The sequence below is a fragment of the Reichenbachiella sp. genome (assembly GCF_033344935.1).
Classification (GTDB): Bacteria; Bacteroidota; Bacteroidia; order Cytophagales; family Cyclobacteriaceae; genus Reichenbachiella.
Window position 1 is genome coordinate 3,855,566 of the sequence record NZ_JAWPMM010000001.1, and the last position, 17,958, is coordinate 3,873,523.

Genomic DNA, 17,958 nt, shown 5'->3' on the forward strand with positions numbered 1-17,958 from the left:
TTCATTGTCGCTTACCCAACACCAATTCTTCCTGAAGCGCTTTGACCTCTGGCAGCAATTAGTTGGCCTAATCATCTGATCAATATTTCTCCCAGTTTTACTTTTTCTAGCATAATCCCATTTTCCATCACTACCGGAACCATAGTTCTCGACTGGGTTTTTCCCCTCATTTTGATTTCTAATTGAACTCCAGGTTTATAAACAGTACCTATGGCCCAGACTTCCACTTTCCCCTTCCATGAATCTATATCCTGAATCAGCTTCAGAGCATGCTTGCCCGCCTCGATCGGTATGGAGTACCAACCAGAGGAAATTTGAAGAGGTTCGGTTGTAGCTTCCAGACTTTTTCCGTTGAATTTGGATGGAACCTGTTTGTTTTCCAGTTCAAATTTTACCTCAGGCAGCCAACCGGGAGCATCATCTGCCGAACTAAATAGGAATGCCAACGAGGCTTCTTTAATGTTCTCATTTATTTCACACCATATATTGATCGTATCTTTGTCCCACTCTCCCTTAAAATCACTAACCCAAGCCCTTTTGACCTTTTCCTGCCTAGGCAACTGATCAAACGAAATGACTTCATTCTCATATTTGATTGAGGTTATGCTTTTCTTATTCAGAATAATTGGAACCTCCTCCCCAAAGCACTGCACTTTGTAGCCATCCATTTCTGCATACTCTGTCTGAAAGGGCACCCCCGCTATCAAAGGTTCAGTTGCCTCAACCAATGGGTAGATCTCATATATTGCGGTTTCATAACCACTTAATGGCAGATTGATACTATCACCGGCCGCATACAATTCAGGAGCTATCCAACGATACGGATAAACTTTCTCGAGTACCAGATTTGAAGCGTTTGGTTCCAGACCAAAATCAGGATTTAACACCACTTTCAAATCCTGCTGACCAATAAAAGGGTTTCGGGCGGCCACTATTCCCTCGTTACCTTTCAAATGAACATAACCATAGGCTTCCTTTTTGCCTGGATCCCCCCCAACCATCTCTGTATTCATCAAAGTACTAAAATGATCTTTTGCCCATTTCAACGCATCAGCCACTACCTTCCACTCTTCCTCTTTCATCATGTCCGGGCTGGTGTATAGCTCATACATCGAAACCCCTCTGGCAAAATAGAGTACTACATTGTCAGCAAATTTATTCAAAGACGTGTCCAGGTAGAGTTCTTCCAGTTTTCCTTTAATAATGCCGTGGGTCATCATATTGCTGACAGGAAACCAAAATTTCTTATTCTGCAAATCATCATACAGCACTATATCTCTATAGGTGATAGCCGCATCTTTTGAGTCATACGAAGGCACTTCGGCCAATCCATAGTCCTCTCCCTGCATCCAAATCTGGTGGGCATGTTTGAGCCACCAGGGACTCAACCAGGTTCCGGATGTAACACTATGGTATACTTCAGAGTTTATTTGATGTACAGCCTCAATGGAAGAAAGTAGTGTATCCAAAATAGCCACTTGCGAATACAACCCAATGGGATGTCCATGATCAGGCTCACTGCAAGAAAACTGAAATCCATCCCACTTGTAGTAGGACACGCCTTGGTTTACAAATTCTGTTGTACGCTTTTTGAAGAGTTGACTATATTTTTTTCCACCAAGGCAAAGCTGGGCGCCTCCCCATTGCTTTTCCTGCCCCACTACTTCGTATCCATTGTTTCGATACCAATCAATTCTCTTCATTCTGGCAGAATACCCTCCGCTAGGCCCAAACCACAAACCCAATGAAGTATTGTTTCGCTCAAATTCTTCTTTCAATGGTTTCAGACCATTCGGAAACTCATTTTTATTCAACACCCAATCACTCTCATACACATCCCATCCGTCATCTAAAACAAATGCATCTAATTCAACATCATGTTTTTCAGCAAAGTCCCTTTGAAACAGCTCATAAAGACGCAGCACATTAGCTTCCGTCATATAGTCCTCATCTTGCAAAGCTTTCACGTAGCTCCCTACCGGATACTTTTCTCCTCTCAAATCATACCAGCTATTGTATAATGTAAAAGGTCTGTTGGGCTCGATTTTGATATCGTCGAGATAGGACATAAAAGCTTTTTTCACCCCTCGGCCCGGAGTGAGACCAATGACCACCCATTCACTCTCAATCCATTCATTTGTTATTTTTTGACCGATGAGCCGACTACATGTCAAATTAAATATTGAATCAGACTCCTGCTTCACGAAGTTGGTAGATGCAGGATATTCAAGTCCTGCGTAAAATCCATTATCTCCAAAGGTTACTGCGACCGGTTGTCCAAATCCGCCTTCTTTCAATGGTCTTGTAAATGATGAGCTTTTCCAATGGGCATCGTAGGCACTTATTTTATGCAAGAAATGCTTCTCAAAAAGTGAATCTCTAATAGCTATTTTTCTTCTGATATAGGACTTACCCTGTTGTAATTCATATTGGATTTTTACTTGCAGAGAGGTCGATTTTCCACTAAGAAAAAGATCAAGCTGCAGATCATTTTGCTTATAATTAACAATGGTAAAATCTTCTTTAGTCAATGTGACGGGGTTTTCAGCATTGTTGCTCATGCCAGGAGCTATCCAATCGGTCCAAACTATAGAAACAGCAAAATTACCATCTGATTTGAGTGTCAGATCACTTTTTTCAATTTTGAAATGCTCGCTGGTCAGTTGTTCATTGTCGATTTGCAGTGCAAATCCGATCAAATCATTGCTTAACGAAGGTGATTGATCTTTTTTCCTCTCGTGCGCCTGGAGCGCTACTGTAGCAATAAGAAATATGAATGTAATTATGGCTTTTTTCATCATATCTATAATTGAATAACAGATCAATGTCTGACTTGGTAATATTTGGCGAATGTTTCCTTCGCTATTTTCAAGGGATTTTCATAAGGGTTAATCGAAGACACACCCGGTGTCTTTATCCAATTTTCTTCCCAATCTCTCATTTCCTGTTTTTTATTTCCATTTGGATCCTTGTAATAATTGATCCACCTGGGCACGTAGTAATCCCGGATCAACCCACTCCACACTCTACCTGAATAGTCATTAACTGGATCTCCGCCCCATGTAGTAATCAATCTTTTGGCATTAGACTCATAATATTGTTTCTCAGAACTAATTTCACCCCAGCTTCGGGCAAAATCTACCCACCGTTGCAGATTGTGATTCGGGTGGGACGCTAGCAAACGATCTATCACCAGCAATATTTCCATCACCTCATCAAGATCAGCTTCCCTCCCATTTTCATATACATCAATAACATTAAGAAGTTTTTGGTCAGCAATCAGACCTAAACCCTGAACAACGATTTCTATCGCATCGTAGACAAACAATTCATTGTCTTTAAGTTCATCAGAGCAACTCAAAAAGGTATTAACGGCCAACATGAATTTATCTGATTGATGAACTGTAGCATGATCCTCGACTCCCTCAGGTTTACTATAAGGTCTAAATTGATATCTATGCATCGGGTGATCCGTAAATGTACCATAGCAAGATTCACGTAGCTGCTGAAAAGCTAATTTCAATTGTTCGGGATAATCGCCATATCGCTGGGTACTATAATTTTCGATCCATCTGTCCAAATCAATTTTAGTCTCCCTCCAACCCATATCCGAAAGTAGCTCATAGATTATTTCATTATTTTCAATGCCCTCAGGTGCAAATCCAAAACCCACCTGGTTCTTTCTATCATGGTATTGCAATGCCTGCTCAGGAATGGTTGCATAGGTATCAAGGATTCCGTTGAGCGGAACTTTGCCCCCCATATTGGGAATGAATGAGTAAATCCATTTTTTGCCAAAAAAACCATCATACATCTTCCATGACGGGTCAATCTTCCAAAAGTCGTGGTTATATTCATTCGCCATATCCAGGATGAGCAGCTTGTCATCCGGAACTTCCGACACCAAGGCCTGAAGCCGCTCTGGTGTCCAAAACAATTCACCATTCTCATCTTTATGATAGGGGAAAGTCCATCCTTGCATTACCCAGGTGGCATCCGAATTGGCACTTTTGATTGATTCATAGACAGATTTGCCAAACCCAGCCAGTTCTTCGAGCTGCTGAGCAGGATTATCAGCCTCAGGCACATCCATTTCATTAAAGCTATCAGCCAGGTAGTAAGAGGCTTTTCCGAATTCCTTTTCCCATTCTTCGATGTACTTTCTTCCAATTTCTACAAAAAGTGGGCTGTCAGGTGCTAATATAAAAGCATTATTTTCAAGTGGTAATCCTCCACCCCATCCTAGTTCACGAACCTCTACATTGGGATATAATTCCTTAATTCCTCTTGGCACAAAGCCGGCAAAAGCATGTATTATTGGGGTCATTCCCAAAGCATACATGCGATCTAATATCTGATGAGTCAACTCAATTTGTTTGTCAAAATACGAATCGGGAAGTGGGCCATCCCATCCATTCAAATTTCCCATTCGGTTCCAAGGAAAATGTGCTGGCCCTGAAAAGTAATCATCAATGTCTCCTTGGCTTAATCCTAACTTTTTGAAAACACGTGCCAATATGGCTTCATGTGCTCCTCCAATTAGAGGCATATCTAATCCATGAACAGCCATCCAATCAATCTCCTTTTCCCAGCGGTTCCAATCCCAATAGGCGGTGGTATATCCGTGTGTCACTACATTGAAATAATACCGAAATTGATATGGAGTTTCAACTTTACGATTGACTGCTGGCAATTTCTCAGGTATATTGATATTATTCCCAGACCAACTAATCAATGCCTTGCATTCATTTTTCAAATAATCATAACCTCCTCGACACAATGCGATCTGAGAATTGGCCTGAACCTTTACGCGTTCCTTTTCAATGCTTAGTTTGAACCATTCTTTCTTATCATCCTGAACCAATTCAAAATCAAATATTTCGGACTGTTGGCCCATCAGTCTCCCAAGGACTTCGGACGGTGTGTTTGAATTATTTTCGGAGGACGGCTCATCACATGATGAGATAAAAATGGTTACTATTAAGAAAATTATAATTTGGCTTTTCATGAGTATGGATTAGCATAATATTCAAACCCGAATATAGCTGCTCAAGAAGCCAGGACATGAGATTATACCTCTACATGACCTTAGCAAACGACAAGAATTACTTTTTAACTGATTTTATAGACTCAACGAGTACTGCGACCGAGATCAGGCATCCCCCAATCCAAACATTACCCTGTGGCAATTCATCCAAAAACAGATAACCCAGACCAATACCTATAAGTGGGGTCAGTGTACTTAAAATACTGATCACTGTGATGGAGAAATTTTTGAACGACACCACGAAGAGTGTATGACCTAATGCAGTTGTAAACAGTCCAAGCGTCAGTAGTTTCCACCAGTCTACAATGATCATATCCAATTGAAAGGTAACATCTCCTAAAAGGAAAACAGGACTAAGCAATACCGAAAGCCCAACCACTTGCATAAACATCAAGGTGATGCCTGAATGGTTTTGTACATGAAGCTTCAACAAGATATTCCTTAAAGAGTAAGCAATTGCTGAGACCACACCTATCACCACTCCTAAAGTAACATCATTGGTCAAGTCGAAATCAGGAACTAAAAAGAAAACACCAAAGAAGGCCACAAAAGAAAGTCCTATGTCAATCAGTTTAGGCTTAGATTTTATAATGATTGGCTCTAAGATGGCGGTAAAAACCGGATAAGTAAATAGGGATAACATACCAATGGCCACACTTGAATAATGTAAGGCATAAAAGTAGGTGACCCAATGCAAACCAAAGAGTATGGCACTATACAAAACTATCATGCGAGCCTTTGGCTCTTTGATCCACAATGGAAGCTTCAAAAACTTCAACACAACCCATAAGGCCAAACCTGCAATCACACACCTTACCCAAATCGCGAGTTCAGGAGAAATGTTCATAGCACGCGCGAGTACGCCAGAGGTACTCATCACTATAATTGCCAATATGAGTTGAGGAAAGTGACTTTTTGATAGATTCACAGGAATTGAAATTAAATTTTAAAGTGAACTTAATACATGTTCACTGAACTGTGAAATATCTAATTCGTGAATTGATTAAATAATCAATCCAATGGTCCCGGCATAGTAAGATCTATTCAAAAACCCAGGAAAGAGCTATCAGCATGGATCCTGTATCATCTGAACAGAGTTTTTCCATGGCATGGAAGGTTAATACCTGATCAGCTTGAAGTCCGGCAATCTTCTCGCTAGGAATCTTAGAATCAATGAGAATAGTTATTACAGTCTGAGATTGTAGGTTTAGGTTGACGGTTCGTCCTTTATATAAAACCTTAAGGATCTGAACCTCTATTGTTTTAACGGATGCATTGCAGACTTGTCCCTCTTCAGGTGAAATTTTAAGTATAACACCGCTAAACTTTACCATATCTGGATTCTGAACCAACATATTGTTGGGTTTTGATTGTTCTTGATTAACCAAGGAGATCAAAAGAAATACCAGACAAACTATTTTATTCATAAACATATGTTCAAAAAAAATCCCATGCACAAATCGTGCATGGGATTATTATCACAGATTTATTTTTTAACAATTCTAAACGACTGACTTACGCGTGGCCCATTCAATTTAACCATATAGATACCTGCAGGTTGGTTAAATGCATCCCAACGAAATTCAGTTTTCGTGTCAATGTCTCTCATCTGATGCACCAATCTACCTGAAGTATTATACACACTCATATTTATGATAGGAGCAGCTTGATCAGAGTCACCCATTTCAATACTAAAAGTAAATTCCCCAGTAGATGGATTAGGGTAAACCACAGATCGAACTTCCATTTCCAAATCTACCAAAGGTCCATTTTCGGTTGTTCTTGCCGAAACAGGATCCAAAGTTGAAGGCACAATCGATCCAAAAACCTGGAATACCTGATCTAATGGCGGTCTTCCAAAAGCTACCGACACGTCCGTCCAATTGGTTGACCCAGTTCCGAACAAGTCAAATTGATCCAAAAATTGAGGCTCTTGTCCCACTCCTCCATTCTGTGAAGTCCAAAACCATTGCGTTGCTGATGGATTGAAAGGCAGATTGGCATAAACAGAAAGCCAATAAGTGCCGCTCTCTAAATGCACCTCTTCTGGTAAGGTCAAATTAAGGTTGGCATCTAGAGGATCCGAATCTGGTACTATTTCATCACTCATATATAGCACCTCTCCAGGATTACCTAAAGTGTCTTTATAGATCACAACGGTCGCACTAGTAAATGTTGGTGAATTATTGGCTCCTCCAAAGGCAAGAATATTACTGATATCCCAACTGTCTCCCATTGGAACTACAAAATCGTCCGCAGTTTGAGCAATTGCCCCAAAGTCAAGAAAATTTTGAGAAGGCAATGAAGAAACTCCAGCACCTAGTTGTTCATAAAGGGTAGGTTTAGATATGAATACAGTAAACCCTTCGGCCACCTGTTCTCCACCGGCTGTAGCAATCAAACCAATGGTCGCCGAGCCCAATGTATCAGCAGCAAAAGATAGGGTAAGACTATTACCATTATCTATCACAGTCACCAAGCCTGGGTTCGAATTAGTCAAGGTAACATCTATATATCTACCTCTTGAATGCACAAACAGGTCTTCAATATCTACGGTCACATCCGCGCTATTTTCATCTACTTTCAAATCTTCTAGCAAATAAGCTACAGTTAACTTAGACTCTGGCAAAGGATTAAATACGATTGGAAACTTTGCACTAAACAATCCATTTCCATGAGCAGCTACAGCTACAAACCCATCTTTTCTTGTTTTCACTTCATCAGCCACTGCGTGTCCAATTACAAATGGCTCTTTATACCACCTGGTATCGTTTCCATTCAACCGAAGGGTATAATAAAGTCCAGTGCTAGTTGCCGCAAATACTTTTTGAAACTTTGAACCAAAACGTGAGTTACTTCCTCCGAAAAAAGCAGTACTTCTTACAGAAGGCCCATTACCACTTCCATCTTCATTTTCCTCCAAATTACCACTAATATTCGTCCAGGTCTCACCTGCATCGTCAGTCAAAAACAAACTCTGTACCCCATAGTTAGAGAAAGTAATAATCACTCTATCTGAATTTGATGGGTCAACTGAAATGTCATTGACATATCCCGGAGGCAAATCTTTTCCTGTTGTTAGATCAACTACCGACTGATTATCTATGTTGGCATTGTCCATTCTATAGACTCCTCCACTGTTAGTCCCATAGTACAACCTATTGGCTACAGGATAAGTGGACACATCCAATGAAGTTATGGTCGTCCCAGCAGGTGTATCTGAGTTAGGCAGATTCACCCAATTTACTGTAGTGGTTGCATTGCTAAAAAGCGGAATTCCATCCAAGTCATTATTTCTCCATATTCTATTACCATCAGGCAAATACATGATGTTATCATTATGGGGATCTAAAACAAAGGGAGCAACAAAATCCAGATTATTTGCGCCGGCTGGCTTTACTCTCGTAAATGATTCAAATTCACCAAGGCTATCAAAGTTGAGTCTATAGATGTTTCCAAACTGAGAAGACACATATCTTGTATCTCCACCATCAGCAATAGCATTGTATGAGCCATCACCTCCAAAATCCTCAATCCATGGCTCGGTCTTATCTGTTGAAGATGTAAACCAAGTACCGTTATCCTGAAATCCGGCCAATAGGTCGTCGCTGTTAGGTTCTGGGTCAAAGGCTACCGCGTATGGCTGTGTAGTTATATAACCGTTATTTAATGAAGTCCAATCCACTGGTTCGGCGGCTGAAATTGAAGTAGTAATATCCTCTGCAAGAAAAACCCCTCCGTCAGTTCCAGACAGTACTTTATTCGGGTTCGATGGATAAAAAACTAGCTCATGATGATCCGGATGCTGATCTGGATACACGCTTACATTGTTAATTGGAGAATATCCTGCAATCCAGCTTTCTTGCCCTGCGGGTGTAGTAAATCCGGTTGTAGATCGGTATAGATTCGTTCCTCCAACAAAAACAATATTAGAATCACCTGGATGAACTTTTACAACCATGTTATATCCGCCTTGGAAATTCAAATTCCCAACTGGGCCGCCAATACTGGTTGGTAAGTTGGCACTTAAGTTTGTCCAAGCGCCAGCTGTGGTATATACTGCATTATAACGGTATAAACCTTGTGGCCCAAGTTCATCATGATTTAAGAAATATACTTTGTTTTCATTGGATGGATCAATACCCATCACTGTTCTTCCAAAGAAGGTGGGAAAATCAGAAGGTGTAATACTCGTCCAATTGTCTCCATCCATGGAGGTGAAAAGACCAGCGTTTGGTACACCACTATAATCTATGGTAGCATATATTTTTCCAAAAGAAGTAATTGCTACTTCTGTTCTAGCGTCAAACCCTCCGGTCAAAATTTCTTCAAAAGTGCTTCCTCCGTCCTTAGATCGATGCAGTCCGTTGAAAGTAGCAACGTACAAATCTCCGTTGGTCGGGTTAATGGCAATTGAATTAGTAATGTCAAAAGGACCATAAGACCCAATCGCATCATCATCCGTTGCAGATAAGAGCTTCCAAGATCGACCTCCATTGACTGATTTGTAAACTCCAGTCCCGGAATAAAAGGCTCCTCCTTCGCTGGCAGAATTACCCGAACGTTCTCCCGTCCCGTAGTACCAAATATGATGATTCCCTGGCCGTGGGTCTTGCACGATGCAGGTGATACTTGGTGCATGTCTTCTGGATGTGACTTTGTACCAGCTAGCACCAGCATCTGTCGATCTCCACAGTCCACCAGAAACTCCTCCGGCCAGAATTACATTTTCGTTTGTGATGTCAATTGCAAGAGCTCTTGTACGTCCTCCAACATTAAACGGTCCCCTATTGCTCCAGTAGGAATACTGTCGAAACCTTCCTCCATCTTCACTGGCTGATTTTTTGAGATCGGTGCCTTCAGCGATATGTTCAGCAAACTTCTGTTCTAGTTCTGAAATCCCTTGAGGTACATCTCCCGTGTATGGATTCCGAGTTCGATTATATTCAAAAGTAAATCTATCAGTAGCACGATCACCAACAGCAGTGGGTTTACTTTCTGCCGAGCCCGTTCTACTATCAAAAAGTTTGGATTGTTTATAAAGTGCATGGCCTTTCGGTTGTTCGTCAGCCTTTGACTTCAATGATTGTCCGTTTGCCAAATTAAATACGCATAACATGGCCAGGGCGAACACGCCCCTCCTGAGGTTAGGTTTATGATACATGGTTAAGTTGTTTTAAGTTAAGAAAGGTAACTATCTAAACCTCTCTTAAATTCCTTTTAAAAAAATTGAATAATTAGTTTGACCTCGAAAGTACAAAATAATTGGTGAATACAAAAAATGTATCAGTTGATGCAAATATTAGCTTACTTCAATTTAAAGCACACCTGCTCCAAAGGCGGTTCAGCTCTTTCTTCACCCAGGTCATAGGCCGTACGAAGTGCCTGACAGGCCTCTTCGTCTTTTTTTGCTTTCATGAACGCCAGGCCCATGTTGTAATAAACGACACCATCCCCGGTTTCAGACCTCAAATAGCGCTGATAGTAAGTAACGGCCTGAGGGTAATTTTTTAGTTCCTGATAAGAATTTCCGATGAGTACAAAGTTTCTGACCAATGTATTGTCAGTATAAACAGAAGTTTCGAAATCCTTAATTGCCTCTTTATGTCTATCCAATTTGGCTTTTACCATACCACGATTCATGAGATCATTGGCATTGTCGCGTTTAATCATCAAGGCAGAATCGTAATCCAACAAAGCCTCCTCATATTTTCCTTTTTGATACTTTTCAAAGGCCCGTCGAGAATAGGCCATAGCGAAATCTCCTACTCCATAGAGAATTTTGTTGATCTCATCCTTTTCCTCATCATCTACTAAAAAGCTAAGGTTATAAAGTGCCAGTCTATGATACTGATCGATCTCGAGCGCACTTCTAAAATCAGCTTCGGCTCCTTCTTTGTCTTCTTTGTTCAATTTGAAAAGCCCTCTGTGTACATAATAATTAGGCTCGTGATTATTGAGCTCGATGGCTTTGTCAAAATCTAACATGGTAGGCGTATTAAACCCCATTTGTTCATAAGTCAAAGCCCTGGCCAAATACACATCGGCTTTCATGTCTTCCAAGGTAGCAATGCCAGAAAAAATCATCTCTCCTTTTTCATCGTAAGAGGCACCCTTGAATACAATGGCTTGAGTTTCAAAAGTCTCAACATTGTTAATCAAAAAAGTAAAATCCTGAGCGGCTTGTTTGTAGTTTTTTTGTTTGTGATAAATCAATGCCCGCTTAAATATCGCTGTGTAATTCTGTGGGTCTACACGCAAAGCAGCTTCAAAATCTGTGAGTGCACCAATATCATTACCAGCGAGCTCCTTAGCCTGTCCTCTAGCAAAAAAGTACTCTGTAGAACCACCATACAAACGGAGCGCACTATCATAGTATAACACGGCTAGTGAAAACTGGCCTCGACTTCCTGCTTGATTTCCTTTTTGATAATAATCTTCTGATATCCTTTTTCGTTCTGCCGGACTGGCATTAATATCCATTCGTTGGGCTAGCCCATCAGTGGTGAAAGCAATCATTAACATCCATAGCCATAGGTGTGTTCTTTGCATTCTCATCGTAATAGTGTCAATCTTTCAAATATGCTTCATCATGTCTGAAGTGAACCTGAAGCCTCACTTTCAAACTTAGAAATGAAGGTTCAATAATAACCCGTCTCATTCCTTTCGTCAATTTACAAATTTTGCGTTAGAAATTTATTTTTTGGGATTATTATAAGAAGCATATTCAAAAATCCTTGAACCCTATATCTTTGTCGACTTATTGAAAATTTATCAGATTACAATGACTAAGGATTTTGTCGAAGAATTGAAATGGAGGGGTATGATCCATGATATGATGCCCGGAGTACAAGAACAACTGAATAAAGAAATGACTTCTGCCTATATAGGTTTTGATCCTACTGCAGATTCACTTCACATTGGTAGTTTGGTGCAAATCATGACCTTGGTTCATTTCCAAAAGGCTGGACATAAACCTTTCGCCTTAGTAGGTGGGGCTACAGGTATGGTGGGTGATCCTTCCGGAAAATCTGCGGAAAGAAACTTACTAGACGAAGATACATTAAACCATAATCTAGCTTGCGTTCGAAAACAGTTAGAACAATTTCTAGATTTCGATTGTGGCGACAATTCGGCCGAAATGGTCAACAACTACGATTGGTTTAAGAATTTTAATTTTCTAGATTTTATTAGAGATGTGGGAAAACACATTTCTGTGAATTATATGATGGCCAAAGACTCAGTAAAAAGTCGTTTGGAAACTGGCATGTCCTTTACAGAATTTAGCTACCAGCTGGTGCAGGGCTATGACTTCTGGTGGTTGTACAACAACAAAAATTGTAAATTACAATTGGGTGGTTCTGACCAATGGGGCAACATAGTAACAGGTACTGAACTGATCCGAAGGAAGGGACAAGGAGAAGCCTGGGCCATTACTACTCCGTTGATTAAAAAAGCGGACGGCACCAAATTCGGAAAGACCGAAGGCGGAAATGTTTGGTTGGACAAAAAACTGACTTCCCCTTATAAATTCTACCAATACTGGTTAAACTCCTCTGATGAAGATGCGACCAATTACATTAAGATCTTCACTTTAAAAGAAAAGGAAGAAATTGACGCCTTGATTGCCGAACACAATGAGGCTCCTCACATGAGGAAACTTCAACAAGAGCTAGGGAAAGACATTACCATCAGGGTTCACTCGGAGGAAGATTACAACATGGCTATTAAAGCCTCTGGTATTCTATTCGGGAAATCCACCACCGAGGACTTGGAGTCTTTGGATGAGGACACCTTCTTATCTGTATTTGAAGGCGTGCCACAAACAAACATTTCTAAGAGCACTTATGCTAATTCGCAGAATGTTACGGATTTACTTTCTGAAGAAAGTAACGGCATTGTCTTCCCATCAAAAGGTGAAGCTCGTCGTATGATCAAAGGAGGCGGTGTAAGTATCAACAAAACAAAACTTGAAAGTGAAAACCAGGCTGTTGATTTCAAACTACTGAATGATAAATATCTACTTGCTCAAAAAGGCAAGAAGAATTACTTCCTGATCACTGTAGAAGACTAATATGCAAAGAGGACTTGTAATCTTATTAATGGTAGTTTTATCTATAAACGCCTGTACACAAAACATGGGACAAGAACATAAACATACCAATCATTTAATATCTGAAACGAGTCCATACTTACTCCAACACGCACACAATCCGGTAGATTGGTTTCCTTGGGGTGAAGAGGCACTGGATCTGGCCAAACGTGAGGACAAACTAATGATTATAAGCATTGGCTATGCGGCTTGTCACTGGTGTCATGTAATGGAACATGAGTCATTTGAAGATTCAACCATTGCAGCCAAGATGAATACCAGCTATATCTCGATCAAAGTAGACCGGGAAGAACGCCCGGACATAGATCAAATCTATATGGACGCTGCACAACTCATGACCGGACGAGGCGGATGGCCGCTTAATGTGATTGCACTCCCTGATGGCAGACCGGTTTTTGCCGGCACCTACTTCCCAAAAGAAAATTGGGGTAAAGTGGTCGACTACTTCGCCGAAATGTACCGAACCCAACCAGGCAAGATGCTAGAGCAAGCAGAAAAAATCACCGAAGGGATTAATCAACTGGAGGTGCCTGAATTGAATGAGTCAGGAGCACCCTTCGACTCTTCCAAGTACACATCTGCCGGAGCGAAAGTGGTTTCTTCAATTGACAAAAAATATGGTGGTAGAGAAGGGGCTCCAAAGTTTCCTATGCCTGCCATCTATGAGTTCTTATTAGCTCAAAATTATTATCAATCTGATGAAGAAATCAAAACAGCCCTACAAGTCACGTTAGATGGCATGGCCAATGGTGGCATATATGATCATCTCGGTGGTGGCTTCGCTCGATACTCCGTAGACGAAACGTGGACCGTACCTCACTTTGAAAAAATGCTCTATGACAATGCGCAGCTGATCAGCCTGTACAGTCATGCCTATCAAGTATTTGGTGATGAAAAATACGCGCAGGCCGTTAGAGAGACAATTACTTTTTGTAATCGTGAGCTATCGGATGAATCTGGAGGGTTTTACTCTTCGCTAGACGCTGATAGCGAAGGAGAAGAAGGCAAATTCTATGTTTGGTCTGAAGAAGAAATTGACCAAACCTTGGGAGAACATGCCAAGCTGTTTAAAACCTATTATGGAGTAAGTAAAAAAGGCAATTTTGAAGGACACAATATTTTAGAAAGAAAAACCTCAATTGTAGCCCTCAGTGAAAAATTTGATCTTTCTGAATCTGTCGTCAAAAACATTATTAGCACCTCTAAATCTAAAATGATGACAGTCAGAGATGGTCGAGTTCGCCCTGGTTTGGACGACAAGACACTGACTTCATGGAACGGCTTGATGATCATTGGTTTGGTGGACGCCTATTTTGCACTTCAAGATGAGGAATACTTAAACCGAGCTGTAAAAGCTGGTGAATTCATCAAAACCAACCAAATTCGACCTTCAGGGGCCATACTACGAAACTACAAAGACGGCCAATCAACGATTAATGGCTTTCTGGATGATTATGCTTATTCCATTTTAGCATTTACCAAATTATATGAAGCCACTTTTGATGAGTCATGGTTGGAGCAAGCTAAAAAGCTAAAAGAATATGTGATAGTGCATTTCTCTGATGAACAAACCCAGATGTTTTTCTACACTTCCGATCAGGATGAAAAATTGATAGCCCGAAAAATGGAACTGTCAGACAATGTAATCCCAGCGTCCAATTCTGCTATGGCGGAAGCGCTTTATTTATTAGGTCAGTTCTATTACAACCAAAAAGATCTGGATCGAGCCATTCAAATGGTAGCCAATATGGAAAAGGAGATTTCTGAGCAGCCTTACTTTTATAGCAATTGGGCTCGTTTGTATGGATTGATGGGACAACGGCACTTTGAAGTAGCAGTTGTAGGTGTAGACGCTCAGAGTAAAAAATTGGGCTTAGCTAAACCATTTATTCCCAATAAAATTCTCTTAGGCGGGTCTTCAGAAGGCTCGTTGGAATTACTAGATGGCAAGTTCTCTGAAAGGCAGACGCTGATTTATGTTTGTGAAAATAAGTCTTGCCTACTACCAGTAGAAGAAGTAGCAATGGCCAAAAGGCAGATAGTAAAATAGTAATTACTTCTCAAGTTACGAATTAGTTAACCTTTCGTAAATACAATATAAACAGCAGCCAGAAACTGTTTATCATATCATTAAGTTCTAGTATCTGTAGGAAAGCTTGTCAGAATAATGCGTTGATTTGAGTAAAACTTAAAGCTCCCAGCTCATGAAATTCATTTTTCTAATTCTACACCTATTTTCCTTTCCATTTTCTAAAGGAGAATCAAATGCAGACAATACAGACAAAAGTGAATATATCATAAGTAATGGTCAAATGATGTACGGTGACACGGACGTCAATCTTGCATATGAGGATGCCATTCTTCGTTCTGGAAATGACATTATTCACTTTCCTCCTAGTCAGATAGAAAAAGTGGCTGTTATAGATGAAACCACTGGTGATGTAGAATTGTATCACTCCGGTTCGTTTGGGCTCAACAACCGGCAATATCTTTTTCAGATTTTATCGGAAGGCAAGACAACTTTGCTGTATAGAGAGGGATTAAAATTTAGTGATTATGAAGAAACGGAATATCCAGCTTTCTTTATTCTAATAGATAAACAAGTGTTTTCTTTGAGCAACGACAAAAAAGAAATGATCAAGCAGCTTGATCTTGATTTCCAAAAGGACGTGTCGACGTATATCAAAACTCACAAACTCAATCTCTCTGACCAAAAGGACATGACAAAACTTTTTGATTACTACAACCTTCTCATCCTAGAATAGCTGACTTCAAAAGCTTTGGGTTATATAAAAAATAAAACCCAGCCTGATTTATCAAGCTGGGTTCACCTTTATTAAGGGGAATATTTTTTACTCTTCAGTGTATTTGATTTTCAAAATTCGTTCGTCAATCAATAATAAAGAAGCAGGATCATCTCCCAGCATATCAAAGAACTCTAACGCTCTTCTTGCCACAAACTCTTCTTCTACCTGCTCTTTCACAAACCACTGCATGAAGTTCTCTGTTGCGAAATCATTTGCTTTTCTGCAGGCTGCCACAATTTGATTGATTGATTCGGTTACATTGATTTCGCTCTCTAAAGCCAATTCAAAAACTTCTCTTAACGAACTGAAATCATTCTGTGGTGCCTCAATAGTCGCCACTAATGGCTGGCCTCCCATATCGCTGATGTAGTGAAACAACTTCAACATGTGTGCTCTTTCTTCGTTGCTTTGCTCATAGAAGAAATGCGCACTATGGTCAAATCCATGCTGATCACACCAGGCTGCCATCGCCAAATAAGCTGCTGATGATTGTGCTTCCAACTTCACTTGTTTATTGAGCATGCTCATGACATTGTCCTGAACAGCTACTTTTTGTCTCATTAGATCTTTCATGTCTTTGTCTTTTATGTTCATGAAAATGCAGGCATGTATACCATAGCATCTTCATTTCAAGATAAATATATACTATAGGTAACTAAATAGAGCTTAAATAGTTCGGGCAAAAAGAAATTTAGAACTAGTCTAATTTAGGCTTTACAAGGATTTGTATTAAACAAGAGCTCTAACAATGCGCTGTTGTACAATACTGTTGAGTTCAAGCATCACTAAAGTCCCGGGGATGAGGTCCTTCATTTCGATAATTTCATCTAAGGTCAACACCATGAGATGCTCTTTGTTGCAAAGGGGGATGATTTCAATGTCATTAAGTGAGGCATCACTCAAAAGCATTTCTTCAATATTCAACTGATCCAGCTTCGTTTTAAATGCTATGAGAGCACAAACGGCCATACGATACTCCTTGCCTTTATACTCCAAGTAAAAACGATTGTCCTTATCGTTTTGAAGCACTTTTCCATTCGTCGTATGATATATCTCGTGGATCACGCAGCAAAACTAGTTCTTATTTAGACTTATTACAAATAATAGCTTGAGCACTTTGAGTAAATTACTTTTCAAACTCAAACTTATTCCCATGTCGAATCTCAAAATCTTTCTCCTGCTGTTCATATTCCCATTTACAGCATTCTCTCAACACTCAATTTCTTACATTGCCAATGAAGGTATTTTTATACAGACTGAGCATAAAAGCATTTTGATAGATGCCATTTTTGATAATTACTATGAGACTTATTCCTCACCAAGCGTACAAACCATCCGTCATTTGAACGCTAAAGAGACCCCCTATCAAATCATTGACCTACTTTTAGTCACCCATGCTCATCTCGATCATTTCAACCCCGAAATGGTCGGCACCTTTTTAAGATCACACCCAGAAACCGAACTCATCTGCCCAAATCAAGCAGTAGATTCCATTGTCAAAATGGCCAACAACTTTGAATCATTAGCTCCCAGGCTCAATGGCCTAGATACCAACCCAACATGGGAAGCGCTATTTCTAAAAGGAGTTAGTGTTCACACTGCCTATGTACGTCATGGGGGCAAACAGAATTATGCGGTAGATAATCAAATCTACCTGATCAAGGTAGACGGAAAGAAAATTTTACACTTAGGGGATGCCGAGATGGACCCTTCCCACTTCACCCCGCTTCATTTATCCAAACCTCCAATAGATGTCGCCTTGATTCCTTATTGGTTCTTGGCCTACCCTCCAGGCATTGATATTATTAAGAATCAAATAAAACCCAATAAGCTCGTTGCCATCCATTACCCAAAAGTGGGAGACCCAAAAACATTAAAAAAGATTAGGGATAACTTCCCTAATGCCGTTGTATTTATGAAAGAAGGTCAAAGTGTGGATTTTTAGTAAGGTTCTACTTTTCAGAATTAATAATAAATCCATTTATTTTACT

General features: G+C 40.2%; 12 protein-coding genes. 4 read left to right on the plus strand and 8 right to left on the minus strand.

All coding sequences use genetic code 11. From position 1 onward, the window contains the following. Positions 1–71: 71 nt before the first annotated feature. The 6 genes from R8N23_RS16465 to R8N23_RS16490 form a co-directional block, all read right to left on the minus strand. On the minus strand, positions 72–2,798 hold the full coding sequence (locus R8N23_RS16465) for an alpha-galactosidase (protein ID WP_318172709.1): 2,727 nt from the start codon (positions 2,796–2,798) through the stop codon (positions 72–74). Positions 2,799–2,821: 23 nt separating this feature from the next. After that, the gene (locus R8N23_RS16470) at positions 2,822–5,008 is read right to left on the minus strand and encodes an alpha-N-acetylglucosaminidase (RefSeq protein ID WP_318172710.1); all 2,187 of its coding nucleotides are present in this window, start codon (positions 5,006–5,008) and stop codon (positions 2,822–2,824) included. 97 nt (positions 5,009–5,105) lie between these two features. Then, positions 5,106–5,975 (minus strand): DMT family transporter, encoded by an 870-nt coding sequence (locus tag R8N23_RS16475; RefSeq protein WP_318172711.1) that lies wholly within the window; start codon positions 5,973–5,975, stop codon positions 5,106–5,108. 112 nt (positions 5,976–6,087) lie between these two features. Further along, positions 6,088–6,474 (minus strand): hypothetical protein, encoded by a 387-nt coding sequence (locus R8N23_RS16480; protein WP_318172712.1) that lies wholly within the window; start codon positions 6,472–6,474, stop codon positions 6,088–6,090. 59 nt (positions 6,475–6,533) lie between these two features. Then, a complete protein-coding gene (locus R8N23_RS16485; RefSeq protein WP_318172713.1) occupies positions 6,534–10,211 on the minus strand; it encodes a T9SS type A sorting domain-containing protein in 3,678 nt (1,225 codons plus the stop codon). Between the two features lie 143 nt (positions 10,212–10,354). Continuing rightward, positions 10,355–11,599, minus strand: coding sequence for a tetratricopeptide repeat protein (locus R8N23_RS16490; protein WP_318172714.1), 1,245 nt, complete (start codon positions 11,597–11,599; stop codon positions 10,355–10,357). Between the two features lie 232 nt (positions 11,600–11,831). On the opposite strand from R8N23_RS16490, the gene tyrS reads away from it, so the two are divergent. The 3 genes from tyrS (at position 11,832) to R8N23_RS16505 (ending at position 15,925) form a co-directional block, all read left to right on the plus strand. After that, positions 11,832–13,121, plus strand: a complete 1,290-nt coding sequence (gene tyrS, locus R8N23_RS16495) for a tyrosine--tRNA ligase (protein ID WP_318172715.1) — start codon at positions 11,832–11,834, stop codon at positions 13,119–13,121. Positions 13,122–13,185: 64 nt separating this feature from the next. Continuing rightward, positions 13,186–15,210, plus strand: a complete 2,025-nt coding sequence (locus tag R8N23_RS16500; RefSeq protein WP_318172716.1) for a thioredoxin domain-containing protein — start codon at positions 13,186–13,188, stop codon at positions 15,208–15,210. 154 nt (positions 15,211–15,364) lie between these two features. Further along, the gene (locus tag R8N23_RS16505; protein ID WP_318172717.1) at positions 15,365–15,925 is read left to right on the plus strand and encodes a hypothetical protein; all 561 of its coding nucleotides are present in this window, start codon (positions 15,365–15,367) and stop codon (positions 15,923–15,925) included. An 87-nt stretch (positions 15,926–16,012) separates the two neighbouring features. Here the strand turns inward: R8N23_RS16505 and R8N23_RS16510 are convergent, their stop codons facing one another. Next, positions 16,013–16,540, minus strand: a complete 528-nt coding sequence (locus tag R8N23_RS16510; protein ID WP_318172718.1) for a ferritin — start codon at positions 16,538–16,540, stop codon at positions 16,013–16,015. A gap of 156 nt (positions 16,541–16,696) precedes the next feature. Then, positions 16,697–17,032, minus strand: a complete 336-nt coding sequence (locus R8N23_RS16515; RefSeq protein ID WP_318172719.1) for a hypothetical protein — start codon at positions 17,030–17,032, stop codon at positions 16,697–16,699. An 88-nt stretch (positions 17,033–17,120) separates the two neighbouring features. Here R8N23_RS16515 and R8N23_RS16520 point away from each other — a divergent pair, with 88 nt between their 5' ends. Beyond that, on the plus strand, positions 17,121–17,912 hold the full coding sequence (locus R8N23_RS16520; protein WP_318172720.1) for an MBL fold metallo-hydrolase: 792 nt from the start codon (positions 17,121–17,123) through the stop codon (positions 17,910–17,912). Positions 17,913–17,958 lie beyond the last annotated feature (46 nt).